The sequence below is a fragment of the Cellulomonas sp. Root485 genome, assembly GCF_001426705.1.
Taxonomy (GTDB): Bacteria; Actinomycetota; Actinomycetes; order Actinomycetales; family Cellulomonadaceae; genus Cellulomonas.
The window spans coordinates 559,764-574,002 of sequence record NZ_LMFC01000002.1 but is presented as its reverse complement, the minus strand read 5'-3'; the positions used below and the strand labels follow the sequence as shown (position 1 = coordinate 574,002).

The following is a 14,239-nucleotide window of genomic DNA, read 5'->3' as shown; positions in this document are numbered from 1 at the left end:
CTGTCGCTGCGCGCGGCACCTGCCGTCGCGGCACGAGAGGGAGCACATGCGGGACATCTTCGACGCCGAGCTGCACCAGCTGGGCGAGGACCTGGCGGCGATGAGCGGCCGGGTCGAGCAGGCCATCACCAATGCCGGCATCGCGCTGCTCACGGCCGACCTCGCGCTGGCGGAGTCCGTGATCGCCGACGACCTGGCCATCGACGCCATCGAGCGCGACCTCGACGAGCGCTGCGTCCTGCTGCTCGCGCAGCAGCAGCCCGTCGCCACGGACCTGCGGATCGTCGTGTCGGCGCTGCGGATGAGCGCCTCGCTGGAGCGCATGGGCGACCTCGCCCGGCACGTCGCCCAGGTGGCCCGCGGGCGGTACCCCCGCCACGCCGTGCCGCAGGCGCTCTCCGGAACGTTCGCCGAGATGCACGACGCCGCCGTCCGCGTCGCCCGGCGCACCACCACGCTGCTGCACAGCCGCGAGATCCAGCTGGCGGAGAGCATCGAGCAGGACGACGACCTCCTCGACGAGCTGCACGAGGACACGTTCGCTGCCCTGCTCGGTGGCTCCTGGGCCGGCACCACGCAGGAGACCATCGACGTCACCCTGCTCGGCCGGTACTACGAGCGGTTCGGCGACCACGGCGTCTCGGTCGCCCGCCGCGTGACGTACCTGGTGACGGGCGCCGCCCGCCCGGAGCTGGACCGCACCGCGAACTGATCGGCAGCGCCGAGCTCGGTGCTCCGCGCCCAGCTCGGTGGTTCCAGCCACCGAGCTCGGCCGCGAGCACCGAGCTCGAGCCTGCGCGGGCGGTCGGGGACGTCGGTAGCGTGGGTCGCATGGCGGCGCGGGTGCTCGGGTGGGGGGACGACGACGTCGCCACCGCGCGGGACCGGCTCGGGGCCGTCGTCGCGCAGCTGCCGGACACCTCGGCCGAGATCGACGAGTACGGCAACACCGGGTTCTTCACGCGTGGGAGCCGGTTCGCGTGGATCCTCCCCGATCACCACGCCGACGGCCTCCTCGCACTCTGGTGCAAGGCCGACCGGCACGAGCAGCAGGCGACCGTCGCGCGCGATCCCGAGCGGTACTTCGTGGCGCCGTACCTGGGCCGGTTCGGCTGGATCGGAGCCCACCTCGACGCCGCCCACAACCCTGACTGGGACGCCCTCGCCGAGCTGGTCGAGGAAGCCTGGCGCCGCTCCGCGTCGAAGGCGGCCATCGCGTCCTTCGACGCCACCCGCTGACCCCCGAGGCCCGTTCCAGGTCCATCGAGTGCGCACGTCGCGGGTCAGGGGGTGGCGTCTTCGACGGACGGCGAGACCCCCGGCGGCACAACAACGTCCGAGGATGTAGGCGTCATGGCGCGTACTTCCTCGGACGTTGTGAGAGAGAGGGTCAGCGGCCCTGGTTGGCTACCGCCTTGATGGCCTCGGCTGCCGCCTCCGGGTCGAGGTACGTGCCGCCCGGGTTGGTGGGCTTCAGCGTCTCCTCGTCGAGCGTGTACAGCAGCGGGATGCCGGTGGGGATGTTGATCCCGGCGATCGTGCTGCTGTCGACGTCGTCCAGGTGCTTGACCAGCGCGCGGATCGAGTTGCCGTGGGCCGCGACCAGCACGACCTTGCGGGCCTTCAGGTCGGGGACGATGTCCGACTCCCAGTACGGGAGCGCGCGGACGAGGACCTGCTCGAGCGCCTCGGCGCGCGGGATGGGCTCCCCGGCGTAGCGCGGGTCGGCGTCCTGCGAGAACTCCGAGCCCAGCTCGATGTCCGGCGGAGGGAAGTCGTAGGACCGGCGCCAGAGCATGAACTGCTCCTCGCCGTACTCCTCCAGCGTCTGCTTCTTGTCCTTGCCCTGCAGCGCGCCGTAGTGGCGCTCGTTCAGGCGCCAGGAGCGCTTCACGGGGATCCAGTGCCGGTCGGCGGCGTCGAGCGCGAGGTTGGCGGTCGTGATCGCCCGGCGCAGCAGCGACGTGTGCACGACGTCGGGCAGCACGCCCGCGTCGGTCAGCAGCGTCCCGCCGCGGACGGCCTCCGCGGTGCCCTTCTCCGAGAGGGGCACGTCGACCCAGCCGGTGAACAGGTTCTTGGCGTTCCACTCGCTCTCGCCGTGGCGGAGCAGCACGAGGGTGTAGGTCATACGCCCATCCTGCCGCAGCGATGTGCGGACGTCCCGGGACGTCCGACCCTCAGACGCGCGACGCCCGGACCTCGCCGGCGACCGAGTACACCTTGAGCATCTGGTCGGCGGTGGTCTCCCAGCCGAACCGCTCCGCCACCTGGCGCGCCCCCACCGCGTACCGCGCACGGTCCTCCGACGAGGCCAGCACGTCGGCGATCACGTCGGCCCACACCTCCGGGTCGTGGCCCCGGACCAGCCGGCCGGACACGTCGTGGTCGACGATCGTGCGCAGCCCCCCGACGCACGCCGCGATCACCGGGACGCCGCTGGCCTGGGCCTCGGCGGCGACGAGCCCGAACGACTCGCTGCGCGACGGCATCGCGACCACGTCGGCCGCGTGGTACCAGCGCGCGAGCGTGTCCCGGTCGGCCGGCGGGTGCACGAGGACGTCGTCGGGAACACCGGCCATCGACGCGAGCGCCTGGAGCTCCTTGACGGCGCTGGACCGTCCCGACGGACCGCCGAGCACGACGAGCAGCGGCACCGGTCGCCCGGTCGCCCGCAGCACGCCCAGTGCGCTGACCAGCACGTCCGGTGCCTTCAGGGCCTGCACGCGGCCCGCGAAGAGCACGATCTGGCGGTCGGCGGGCAGGCCCAGCGACCGCCGCGCCTCCAGGCGGTCGCCCGGCACGAAGCGGTCCAGGTCGACGCCGGGCTCGACGACGTGCACGCGGGCGGGGTCGGCACCGTAGAGCTCGACCAGCTCCTCGGCCTCGACGGGGGTGCTGGCCACCAGGGCGTCGGCCTCCGCCACCAGCTGCTCCTCGCCGACCACGCGCGCGGTCGGCTCGGGGGTGTCGCCGGGTGCCAGCGACGCGTTCTTCACGCGGGCCAACGTGTGGGCCGTGTGCACGAGCGGCACCTCCCACCGGTCCGCCGCGATCTGGCCGACCTGCCCGGACAGCCAGTAGTGGGAGTGCACGACGTCGTACCAGCCGGGCCGGCGCGCGGCCTCCCAGCGCAGGACACCCGCGGCCATCCCGCACAGGACGCCCGGCAGGTCGTTCTTGTCGAGCCGCTCGAACGGCCCGGCGGGCACGTGGTGCACCAGGATCGGCGGCGTCACGCCCGGACCGACCTCGTCGGCGAGCAGGACCGTGCGGGCGGCGTCGCCGACGATGGGCTGCCCGAGCGCGTCGGCCCCGGCCAGCAGCACCGTCTCGGGCTGGTCCGACGACGTCGCGCGCGTGAAGATCTCCACGCGCGCGCCGCGGGCCGCCAGGGCACGCGCGAGCTCGATCACGTACACGTTCATGCCCCCGGCGTCACCGGTCCCGGGCTGGTCCAGCGGGGACGTGTGCACCGAGAGCATGGCGACGCGCGGGGCGTGCTCGAGGGTCAACGGGTGCTCCTGTTCGCGGACGGGTCTGACCCCATTCTCACGCACAGAGCGCAACCGGGCGCGTCACGGCTGTGAGGCGGCCTCCGCGGCGTGCGCGCCGGACGAGCGCTTGCTGCTGAGCTTGGACCGCAGGGCGCTGAACCCGCTCGGCGGCTTGTAGTCGCCTCGGATCGGGAAGATGTTGCCGTCGGGCAGGAAGCCGCCGGCCGCCGAGGGGTAGAAGGAGAGCTCGGGCCAGAGCGACACGATCTCCATCAGGCGGGCGCCACGCGCGAACGCCGCAGCCAGCTGCGGGTCGTTCCCCGTGTACGTCAGCGTGTAGTCGTGGTCCTGCACGACCGTCTCGCCGGTGGGCACCTCACCGCGGCGGGGCGTCCATCCCCAGGGGCTCTGCGGCTCCTGGTGGTTCCGGTCCGGACCCACCCGGTAGATGTCGAAGCCGTTGCGCATCGCGGAACCTCCTTGTTCGTCGTCGACGACAGGGGATCGGCACGTTCGTGCAGGTCCTGGAGGTTTTCCGGCCAGAGTCACCCGTTGGAGTCAGCGCACCACCAGCAGATGGGGTGCGGCGATCCACGGCAGGTAGGTGCGGTCACCCGCATAGGTGACGACCACGAGCGACGTCGTCGTGCCCTTCGGCAACGTCACGACCGCCGTGCCACGGGCGTCCAGGGTGGCGGAGCCGCGACGCGCGCCGTTGACCCAGACGTCGACCGTGCCGGTCGGGGTGACGCCCGCGACGCCCGCGACCTGCACGTGGATGTCCTTCGGGTCGGTGCGGCGCACGGTCCAGTCGGTGCCGTCGGTGCCGACCGACGGCAGGGTCTTCGTCACCGTGAGCGCGGCGGGCGCGGACCTCGATCCCAGGACCGGCGGGTCGGCGTCCGGGGCTCCCCCGTACACCGCGACGACCTGGTGCCGGCCGGTGGCGACGTCCGCAGGGAGCCGGACTCTCGCGGTGCCGTCGGCGGCGAGGGTCGCGGTGGCCACGGACGCGCCGTCGACGAGCACCTGCACCGATCCCGTCGGCGACCCGCCCGTCACTGCGACCCTCGCCGTCACCGGCCTGCCGAAGATCGCGACGGACGACGAGAGCGACAGGCTCGTCGTCGACGCGACAGGCGGCGCCGTGGAGACGCCGAGGACGTCGGCCAGCAGGTCGACCGCTCCGGAGGCGTCGCCGGACATGAGCGCGTGCTCAGCGTCCGCCGTCGTCCCGGCGTCGTCGGCCGCCGAGGCCGTCTGCGCGAGGTCGCGGACGAGCGACACGACGGTGCCCGCCGCGCTCGCGGTGTCACGGTCCGTGCCGTTCAGCTCCGCGGCCGCCGCGGCGAGCAACCGGACCGCCGGACCCGTGCGCGCCGGGTCGAGAGCCGTCCCGTCCCAGACCGGTGCGTCGAGCACGGCCTGGACGGCGTCCTGCGCGTCACCGTCGGGCAGCGTGGCGACGAGCGCCGTGAGCCGATCCCGCTGCGCGTCGGTGCGCAGGCCCCAGCCGTACGGGAACAGCGGCGCGTAGGTGTCGTCGCCGACGTTGACCGGGACCTGGTCCGCGGCGGCGGGCCAGCTGACGGGCAGGCGGCCGGTGAAGGGCCGCGCGCCGAACAGGACGTCGGCGACGCCCGCTCCCTCGGTGCCCGGCAGCCACGACGCCACGAGCGCGTCGATCGCCCCGAGCTGGTCGGTGACCAGCTGCGGGCGGCCGGCCACGACGAGCACCGCGCACGGCAGCGCGCCGCAGACGGTGTCGATCGCGGTGCGGTCCGCCTGGCTCAGGCTCAGCGACTTCCCGTTGTTGCCGACGTCGCCCTGTCCCTCCGCGTACGGCGTCTCGCCGACCACGACGATGCCGACCTGTGCGTCCCCCACCGGGGCGGAGGCGTCCTTCGAGTACGTGACCGCGGGATCGGCCGCCTGGATGCCCTCGAGGATCGACGTGCCCGGCGTGATGTCGCCCGAGCCGCCCTGCCACGAGATCGTCCAGCCGCCCGCCTGGTTGCCGAGGTCGTCGGCGTTGGAGCCCGCGACGTAGACCTTGGTGTCCGCGGCGAGCGGGAGCAGGCCGCCGTCAGCGTTCTTCAGCAGCACCTGCGACTTCGCCGCCGCGTCGCGGGCCACCGCGCGGTGCTCTGGAGAGCCGACGTCGGCCGCCATCGAGCGGTCGGCGAAGGGCGCGTCGAACAGTCCGAGCGCGAACTTCCGCGTCAGGATCCGCCGCACCGCATCGTCGACCCGCTCCTGCGTGACGTCGCCGTCGTCGACCGCCCCGGTGACGGACGTGATGAACGCGCCGAAGTTGTACGGCGCCATCGCCATGTCGAGGCCCGCGTTCACCGACCGGGCCGCCTTGTCCGCGTACGTGCCGCCGGGCAGCTTGTCGATGCCCTCCCAGTCGCTGATGAGGAACCCGTCGAAGCCGAGCTCGCCCTTGAGCAGGTCGGTGTTCAGGGCGCCGTTCTCGTGCATGCGGACGGGGTCCGCCCCCGCGATCGAGACGGCTGAGTACGACGGCATGATCGAGCCGACGCCCGCCTCGATCGCGGGCACGTACGGGTCGACGTGCAGCCGCTGGAGCTCGTCCACGCTGTCGACGCGCGTGATGCCCTGGTCGATCGGGTACCCGGAGCCCGCGAGCGCCGGGTCGTAGGTGGTGCCGCCGTCGCCGACCCAGTGCTTGGCCGTCGCGAGGACCTTGTCCGGTCCGGAGAGGTCGCTCGGGTCGCTGCCCTGCAGGCCCACGATCGCCGCGTCGGCCATGGCCGTCACCAGCGCGGGGTCCTCGCCGAACGACTCGTAGGAGCGGCCCCACCGCTCGTCGCGCGTGACGCACAGGCACGGGGAGAACGCCCACGGGACGCCGGTCGCGCGGACCTCCTGCGCGGTGGTGCGCTGGACCTGTTCGACCAGGTCGGCGTCGCGCGCGGCACCCAGGCCGTCGTTGTGGGGGAAGATCGTCGCCCCGACCACGTTGTTGTGGCCGTGCACGGCGTCGACGCCGTAGAGGAGCGGGATCTGCAGGCGCGTGGACAGAGCCTGCCGCTGGAAGCCGTCGATCATGTCCGCCCAGCCGGTCGCCGTGTTCTGCAGGGGCACCGAGCCGCCGCCGGAGAGCACCGAGCCGAGGCCGAGGTCCGCGATCTGCGCCGGCGACTGCAGGCCCAGGCGTTCGGCCTGTGTCATCTGGCCGATCTTCTCCGCCAGCGTCATCCGGCCCAGCAGGTCCTCGACGCGCTCGGCCGTGTCCTTCGTCGGGTCGAGGTACGCGGCGCCCACGGCGTTGAGCACGACCTTCGGTGCGGTTCCGACCGCCGCGCCCGTCGGGTCCAGCTCGGCGGCCAGCGTGCGGGCATCGTCCACCGCGGCCGTCGCGTGGGTCACCACGTCGATCGTCTGCGTCGTCCCCGATGCCGTGCCCGCGGCGAAGGTGAGCGTGCCGCTGAACGCGTCGTAGTGCGTGCCGGCCTCGGCGGTGCCGTCGCCGTTCGCGTACTCGACCGTCACGTCCACGGGCAGCGGCTGGCCGTCCGTCGTCGTCAGGGTCACGGGCACGTGCGCTGTCTCGCCGGGGTCGACGAGGACCACGTCGCTGGACGTGACCGTCGCGGTCGCGGCCGGGACCGCCGAGCCGTAGAGCTGCACGTCGTCGATCGCCCACGAGACCGGGATCGCGGTGCCCGGCACGAACGTGACCGCGTAACCCCATGCGGACGTCAGGTCCAGGGTGCCGTTGCGCGTCGCGGCGTCGCCGGGCTGGTAGCCGCTGAGCGTGAACTGCGAGAACGGGAGGTCGACGATCTTCCAGCGGCTGCCGTCGCTGGACCAGTTGTCCTTGAAGGTGGCCGCCCAGACCTCGGAGTGCTCGCCGTCCGGGCCGCCGTCCTTGAGCTCGACCTTGATGTCGTCGCCCGCGGTCGGCGACGCCGGACGCGTCGGCTGGGAGGCGTACCAGGCCAGCCGGATGCCCCGGAACGAGCTCCAGTCCTGACCGGCCGCCAGGTTCTGGCTGTACCCGCCCCAGCCGCCCGAGGGGATCTGGTAGTCCCCCGACAGGACGTGGTTGCCGGCCGGGACGCCCTCGCGCTCCTGCTCCGTGACACCGAGGCGCACCAGGTCCGCGGCCGATCCCCACGTGAAGATGCCGACCGTGCTGCCCGGCGCCACGATGGGGACATCACCCTCGGCGTCCTCGATCGTGCTCACCCGGTCGTACAGACCGGGGTCGTCGAACGTCCACGCACCGGCGCCCAGGTCGGTCAGCGTGACCGCGAACCCGGTGCTCGCCGACGGGTCGAAGCGCGCGTCGGACGCCGGGTTGCCCTTGAGCCGCAGCTGCGAGAACGCCACGTTGACCTGGCGCCAGCCCGCGGTGTCGTCGGTGACGCTCCGCTCGAACAGCTGGCCGTTGCTCTTCAGCTCGTACCGCAGCAGCCCGCCGCCGCCGGTGCCCAGGAACCAGAACGTGAAGCCGTCGTGCGCCGACCAGTCGGTGGCGGCGATGTCGTGCGTGAAGCCGAACCAGTCGCCCGCGGCGGGCGCTCCCCCGACGGTCGCGACCAGGCCGCTGCCTCCGCGGTCGACGGGCGCCGTCGACAGCACGGGGGTGACCGGCGCGCTGATGCCCCACGTGGTGTAGCCGGTGGGGACGCCGGACTCGTAGTCGTCGAGGACCGTGACGCCGCCGACGTCGGGCAGGTCGCCGTGCGGGGTGATGGTGACCGTGCTCGTCGTGCGGCCGCCCAGCACCAGGGCCTCGGACGGCTCGGACAGGGTGAGCTCGACCGTGCGGGCCTGGCCGAGCGGGCCGTGGTCGACGGTCGGGACCGTGACCGTCGCCTCCGTGGTGCCGGCCGGGAACGTGACCGTCTCGTCGACCGCGGTGTAGTCGGTGCCCGCGACGCCCGTACCGCCGGTCGACCGGACGCGGACGGTCGTGTCCGTGGCCGCGGCGGTCGCCAGGATCAGCGGGACGGTCGCGTCGTCGCCTGCGGGGACCGTGGTGCCGGAGGTGGCGAACGCGACCGCGGCCTGCGTCGCGGTGCCGTAGACCTCGAACGAGAACAGCGAGTACCCGTACCAGTGCGGGCGGGCGGGGTCCCAGTCGAAGCTCGTGCGCTGGTTCATCTGCAGGCGCACGTAGCGGGCGTCGGTGGCCGCGAACGTGAGGTCGTCGGTGCCGCCGTCACCCGCCGCCTCGGTGTGCACGGTGGTCCAGACGTCGGGCTCGGTCGCCACCTGGACCTCGTACCCCGCGGCGAACGCGGCCTCCCACGCCAGGACCACGTGGTCGACGGACGCCTCCGCGCCCAGGTCGACCTGGAGCCAGGCCGTGAACTCGACGTCCTCGTCCGGCCCGTTGCCGCTGGCCCACCGGGTGGCCGGGTCGCCGTCGATCGCCGCGTCGGGCGGGAACGTGCCGTCGCCGTCGGACTGGCTCCTGTCGGCCGTCGCCGTCCCTGTCCGTGCGAGGTCGCCGGGCGCAGCGGCAGCAGGCGCCGCGAGCCCGACCAGGGCCAGCGGGACGACCAGCGCCAGAGCGGCGAGGCTCGCGGGAAGGGCGTTCAGACGGTCGGCACGACGCACGGTCACTCCCCTGATGACGTGGCCGGGCCCCATTGCGCAGCCACTGTCCGCGCGGGCCGGGTGAGTGCCTCGTTGCACCGCCGACGCGTGCGTTCTCGTCAGACAATCACAATCACTTACTGGGCGGTAAGTCGGGAAGATCACGATTTGGTAACGGACGATGTCGCGAGTCGGTTGTGTCGAGAAGCTGCTCTCGTCCACGTCATGAGGCGTCGGGTGACCACCCGGCGAGACATCGGAGGACAAGATGACGACCGCACCCACCACCACCGCCCCCGGACGCCCGCCCGTCGTGGACATGGCCACCTGGCAGGCCGCCTGCGACGAGCTGCTGGTCCGCGAGAAGGCCCACACCCACGAGAGCGACCGGCTCGCCGCAGCCCGCCGACGACTGCCGATGGTGGAGATCGACGGGTCCACCCCGGTCGTCGGACCCGACGGCCCGGTCCCCTTCCGCGACCTGTTCGACGGTCGCGACGAGCTGATGGTCTACAAGCACATGTGGCACGACGGGGCCCCGCACCAGGGCCAGTGCGAGGGCTGCACGGTCTCGGCCTGGCACCTGCGGGACACCGTCTACGTGCAGGCGCGCGGCGTCTCGTTCGCCGTCGTGACCACCGGCCCGTGGGACGAGGTGGCGCCCTACGTCGACTTCATGGGCTACACGCAGCCCTGGTTCTCGGTCCGCGACGTCGCCGCCCCGATCGGCGACGACATGGGGTCCTTCACCTGCTTCCTGCGCGACGGCGACCGCGTCTTCCTCACGTACTCCACGACCGGACGCGGCGTCGAGGCGGTGGCCGGCCCGTTCGGGCTCCTCGACCGGACGCCGTACGGCCGCGGCGAGGCCTGGGAGGACTCCCCCGACGGCTGGCCCGAGGGGAACGACCCGTGCTGGTACTGGCGCACCGACGCGGACCGGCGCCCGGACGTGGGCCCGACCAGCCGACCCGCACCCCAGTGGACCCGCCCCGGCGCGACACCCGAGCAGACCCTCGGCCGGATGGGCCACCACCACTGAGGGTCGGGCGGGAGCCGTCAGGCCGGCAGGACGCAGGTGGGCGACGGGAGCGCGAGCGTGCTGACCACCGCGCCGTCCGCATCGAGGACCGCCAGGCCGCTGGACACCTGCTCCGCGACGACCGTCCACCCGTCCACGACGTCGAGGTGGCGCGGCCACGCACCCGGCAGCGCGTCGTCGGCGACCGGCTCGAGCAGGCCGTCCGGGCGGATGCTGAACCGCGCCAGCACGTCCGACGCCCGGATGCCGACCAGCAGCCGGTCGCCGTCGCGCACGACGTGCGACGGGAGGCGGCGCTCCTCGGCGGGAACGGTCGTCGCGGGCAGCGTCTGCACCAGCGTCCCGACGCCCGCCTTCCACTCCAGCACCCGCACCGTGACGTCCAGCTCGCCGACCACGTAGGCGAACCGGCCGTCGGCGCTGAACGTCAGGTGCCGCGGACCCTTCCCCGGAGGGAGGACCGCGGCCACGCCGTCCTCGACCAGCCGGCCGTCCTCGCGGCGGTACCGGCGGATCTCGTCGGTGCCCAGGTCCACCACGAGCACATACGCCCCGCTCGGGTCGAGGGTGACGAAGTGCGCGTGCGGCGACTCCTGGCGGTCCTCGTCGGGACCCGACCCGACGTGCCCGAGCACCTGCGCCGGACCCTGCGTCGTGAAACCGCCGTCCTCGTCCAGCGGCAGCACGCCGAGCGTGCCCGAGGAGTAGTTGGCGACCAGCAGCGTGCGACCGTCCGCGTCGAGCACCAGGTGGCACGGGTCCGCGCCGCCCGACGGGACCGTCGCCCGGTGCACCAGCGTGTCCCCGACGACGTCGAACGCGCTGACCGTGCCGTCCGTCCGCTCGTTGACCGCGTACAGGACCGTGCCGCGTAGCGCGAGGAAGCTGGGCGACGGCGTCTCGACGACCTGCCGCGCGTTGGTCAGCGCACCGGTCGCGGGATCGAGGTCGACCCGCCAGATCCCCTCGCCGAGCCCGACGGGCGTCCCCGCCCCGGCGACGGGATAGGTACCGATCCACAAGGGTGTCTGCTGCGCGCTCACGACCAGGGAGCCTACGGCGCCACCCGCGCCCCGGCCCGCGGACGCCCGCGCTCAACCCCAGGGCGTCCGCACGTTCGCGCGTCCTGGCAACCGAACGTGCGGACATCCGAGAAGGCGAGCGCTCCTGCGACCAGATGTTCGGAGCGGCGAGGGTGGTGGCTCTACAGTCGGGGCAGCACGTGCGGCTCCAGCGAGGTGGCGACGATGACCGACCAGAACACTCCCGCGACATCGCAGTACGCGGTGCTCCCCGAGCCGGTCCGGCTGGAGGACACCATCGCGAGCGTCGAGACGGAGGCGGCGCCGGATCCGTACATGGGCCGCGACACCGAGACGGAATTCATGCTCCGCAACGCCGGCTGACACCGGACATCCCCAGGACGTCCGCACCGTCGCGCGTCCAGCGACCGAACCTGCGGACGTTGCGCGGTGAGCCCGCGGACGTCCGCACCGTCGCGCGTTCCCACGACCGAATCTGCGGACGTTGTGAGGGGTCAGGGGGTCTCGTGGGTGCGGAGCCACTCCGCCGGGTCCGTGAGGACCGTGTTCAGGGCTGCCAGCGCGCCGCCGGTCATGGCCGGGTACTGGCCCGCGCGTGCCGGGGAGACCTCCAGCGGCGACCACGGCGCGAAGATCACGAGCTCGTCGAGCCGTGCGGCGACCTCGTCGTGGACGTGCTCGAACAGCTGGCCGAAGGTGCCGCCGAGCACCACCTCACCGACGTCGACCACGTTCGCGACGCTCGCCAGGGCGACGCCGAGCGCCCGGGCCGCCTGGGCGACGGCGGCGGTCGCGCGGGGATCGTCTGCGGAGAGCGCGTCGAGCAGGGCGTCGAGGCGGGCGGTCGGCGGGAGCCCGGCGGCGCGGAGCATGGCGTCCTGGCCGGCCAGCGCCTCGAGGCTCCCGTCGGAGGCGCGGGGACCGCGAAAGGCGTCGACGACGATGTGCCCGATCTCGCCGCTCCAGCCGTGCCGGCCGGGGAAGATCTCGCCGTCGAGGACGATCGCGCCACCGATGCCGACCTCGCCGGAGACGTACGCGAAGCTGGGCGAGCCGCGGCGGGCGTGGGCCTCCGCGCGGGCGGCGAGGTTGGCCTCGTTGGCGACGCGCGGCGGGAAACCGGTCAGGGCCGACAGGGCGCCCACGACGTCGACGTCCCGCCAGCCGAGGTTCGGCGCCACCCGCAGGGGGCCGGTGACCCGGTCGACCAGCCCGGGCAGCGCCAGCGCGGTGCCGGCGACGCGGACCCCGCCCCCGCGCAGCCCGTCGAGCACGGGGGCGACGAGTGCGGCGAGGCGGTCGAGGACGACCGCGGGCTCGGCCCCGCGCAGGTCGTCGAGCTCCACGTGCTCGGCCAGCACGTCCCCGGCGAGGTCGAGCGCGCGGACGCCCAGGTAGTCGACGTTGACCTCCATGCCGATGCCCGCGACGGTCCCCCGCGCGGGGGCGAGGGGGACGGCGGGGCGGCCCGCGCGCTGTGTCTGCGTGGGTTCGAGCTCGCGCACCAGGCGGGCCTCGATGAGGTGGTCGACGAGGCCCGAGACGGTCGCCCGCGCGAGTCCCTCCGACGCGGCGAGCTGGGCGCGGGACGGGGGCTGCGCGGCGTCGACGATGCCCCGCAGCGCGACCCCCAGGTTCTGGTCCCGCATCTGGGCCTGCCGGGCCACGCGCGAAGGGTCGCGGGGCTCGGGCTGCGGCATGCGCTTGACCCTACCGGCTGGGCGAGATAAATTCATCCGGCAAACTAAACCGGATTCATCTCGATGAGGAGACGCGTGATGGCAGCGCAGCCCACCCGTGCAGACAAGTTCTCGTTCGGCCTCTGGACGGTCGGCTGGAACGCCCAGGACCAGTTCGGCTCGGCATCACGCCCGTGGCTGGACCCGGTCGAGTCGGTCCACAAGCTGGCCGAGCTGGGCGCCGCGCACGTGACGTTCCACGACGACGACGTCGTCCCCTTCGGCTCGGACGACGCCGAGCGCGACAAGATCCTCGCCCGCTTCAAGGGCGCCCTCGACGAGACCGGCATCACCGTCGAGATGGTCACCACCAACACGTTCAGCCACCCGATCTTCAAGGACGGGGCGTTCACGTCGAACGACCGCCGGGTGCGCCGCTACGGCCTGCGCAAGGTGGTCCGCAACGTCGACCTCGCCGCCGAGCTGGGCGCCGACACGTTCGTCATGTGGGGTGGCCGCGAGGGCGCCGAGTACGACTCCGCGAAGGACCTCAACGCCGCGCACGACCGCTACGCCGAGGGCATCGACACCGTCGCCGCGTACATCAAGGAGAAGGGCTACGGCCTGCGCATCGCGCTCGAGCCCAAGCCGAACGAGCCCCGCGGCGACATCCTGCTGCCGACGATCGGCCACGCGATCGCTCTCATCGACCGCCTGGAGCACTCCGACATCGTCGGCCTGAACCCCGAGGTCGGCCACGAGCAGATGGCGGGCCTCAACTACACGCAGGGCATCGCGCTGGCGCTGTGGGCGGGCAAGCTCTTCCACATCGACCTCAACGGTCAGAAGTCGATCAAGTACGACCAGGACCTGGTCTTCGGCCACGGCGACCTCTTCTCGGCGTTCGCCACGGTCGACCTGCTCGAGAACGGCTTCCCGTCGGGCGGCCCGACGTACGACGGCCCGCGCCACTTCGACTACAAGCCGTCGCGCACCGAGGACTTCCAGGGCGTGTGGGACTCCGCGTCGGCCAACATGGCGACGTACCTGCTGCTCAAGGAGCGCGCGCAGGCGTTCCGCGCCGACCCCGAGGTGCAGGCGGCGTTCGAGGAGTCCGGCGTGCTGGAGCTCTCGCAGCCGACGCTGGCCGCGGGCGAGACCCTGGCCGACCTGCTCGCGGACCGCTCCGCCTACGAGGACCTCGACGTCGACGCCGTCGCCGAGCGCGGCTTCGGCTTCGTCCGCCTCAACCAGCTGGCCCTCGAGCACGCCCTCGGCGCCCGCTGACCCAGCCCCCTTCCGGCAACGTCCGCACTCGACAGGGCTCCGACCCCCACGAGTGCGGACGTTGCGCCTCGTCTCATCGCAACGTCCGCACTCCGGAGGGGTCCACCCCGCACG

The 14,239-nt window shown here is 73.1% G+C and carries 11 protein-coding genes; 5 read left to right on the top strand and 6 right to left on the bottom strand.

Annotated elements, in window-relative coordinates; translation table 11 throughout:
• The first annotated feature begins 46 nt into the window (after positions 1 to 46).
• Complete coding sequence (gene phoU / locus ASD16_RS11275; RefSeq protein ID WP_055916894.1) at positions 47 to 712, top strand: phosphate signaling complex protein PhoU; 666 nt, start codon at positions 47 to 49, stop codon at positions 710 to 712.
• Between the two features lie 119 nt (positions 713 to 831).
• Positions 832 to 1,239 (top strand): MmcQ/YjbR family DNA-binding protein, encoded by a 408-nt coding sequence (locus ASD16_RS11270; RefSeq protein WP_055916892.1) that lies wholly within the window; start codon positions 832 to 834, stop codon positions 1,237 to 1,239.
• Positions 1,240 to 1,390: 151 nt separating this feature from the next.
• Here ASD16_RS11270 and ASD16_RS11265 read toward each other — a convergent pair whose 3' ends face one another.
• From ASD16_RS11265 to ASD16_RS11250, 4 genes are all read right to left on the bottom strand, one after another.
• Entirely contained in the window at positions 1,391 to 2,131 is a 741-nt protein-coding gene (locus tag ASD16_RS11265; RefSeq protein WP_055916888.1) for a phosphoglyceromutase, read from the bottom strand.
• A 49-nt stretch (positions 2,132 to 2,180) separates the two neighbouring features.
• Positions 2,181 to 3,515 carry a glycosyltransferase gene (locus tag ASD16_RS11260; RefSeq protein WP_055916885.1) on the bottom strand — a complete coding sequence of 445 codons (1,335 nt, stop codon included), beginning with the start codon at positions 3,513 to 3,515 and terminating at the stop codon, positions 2,181 to 2,183.
• A gap of 63 nt (positions 3,516 to 3,578) precedes the next feature.
• The gene (locus ASD16_RS11255) at positions 3,579 to 3,965 is read right to left on the bottom strand and encodes a hypothetical protein (RefSeq protein ID WP_055916882.1); all 387 of its coding nucleotides are present in this window, start codon (positions 3,963 to 3,965) and stop codon (positions 3,579 to 3,581) included.
• Between the two features lie 90 nt (positions 3,966 to 4,055).
• Positions 4,056 to 9,095, bottom strand: coding sequence for a glycoside hydrolase family 3 N-terminal domain-containing protein (locus tag ASD16_RS11250; protein WP_162250299.1), 5,040 nt, complete (start codon positions 9,093 to 9,095; stop codon positions 4,056 to 4,058).
• 247 nt (positions 9,096 to 9,342) lie between these two features.
• On the opposite strand from ASD16_RS11250, the gene ASD16_RS11245 reads away from it, so the two are divergent.
• A complete protein-coding gene (locus ASD16_RS11245) occupies positions 9,343 to 10,116 on the top strand; it encodes a DUF899 family protein (RefSeq protein ID WP_055916876.1) in 774 nt (257 codons plus the stop codon).
• Positions 10,117 to 10,133: 17 nt separating this feature from the next.
• Here the strand turns inward: ASD16_RS11245 and ASD16_RS11240 are convergent, their stop codons facing one another.
• A complete protein-coding gene (locus ASD16_RS11240) occupies positions 10,134 to 11,159 on the bottom strand; it encodes a lactonase family protein (protein ID WP_055916873.1) in 1,026 nt (341 codons plus the stop codon).
• 204 nt (positions 11,160 to 11,363) lie between these two features.
• Between ASD16_RS11240 and ASD16_RS11235 the strand changes: the two genes are divergently transcribed.
• Positions 11,364 to 11,522 carry a hypothetical protein gene (locus ASD16_RS11235; protein WP_055916870.1) on the top strand — a complete coding sequence of 53 codons (159 nt, stop codon included), beginning with the start codon at positions 11,364 to 11,366 and terminating at the stop codon, positions 11,520 to 11,522.
• Between the two features lie 131 nt (positions 11,523 to 11,653).
• Here the strand turns inward: ASD16_RS11235 and ASD16_RS11230 are convergent, their stop codons facing one another.
• Positions 11,654 to 12,859, bottom strand: a complete 1,206-nt coding sequence (locus ASD16_RS11230) for an ROK family protein (RefSeq protein ID WP_055916867.1) — start codon at positions 12,857 to 12,859, stop codon at positions 11,654 to 11,656.
• Between the two features lie 78 nt (positions 12,860 to 12,937).
• Here ASD16_RS11230 and xylA point away from each other — a divergent pair, with 78 nt between their 5' ends.
• Complete coding sequence (gene xylA / locus ASD16_RS11225; RefSeq protein ID WP_055916864.1) at positions 12,938 to 14,125, top strand: xylose isomerase; 1,188 nt, start codon at positions 12,938 to 12,940, stop codon at positions 14,123 to 14,125.
• Positions 14,126 to 14,239: the final 114 nt, after the last annotated feature.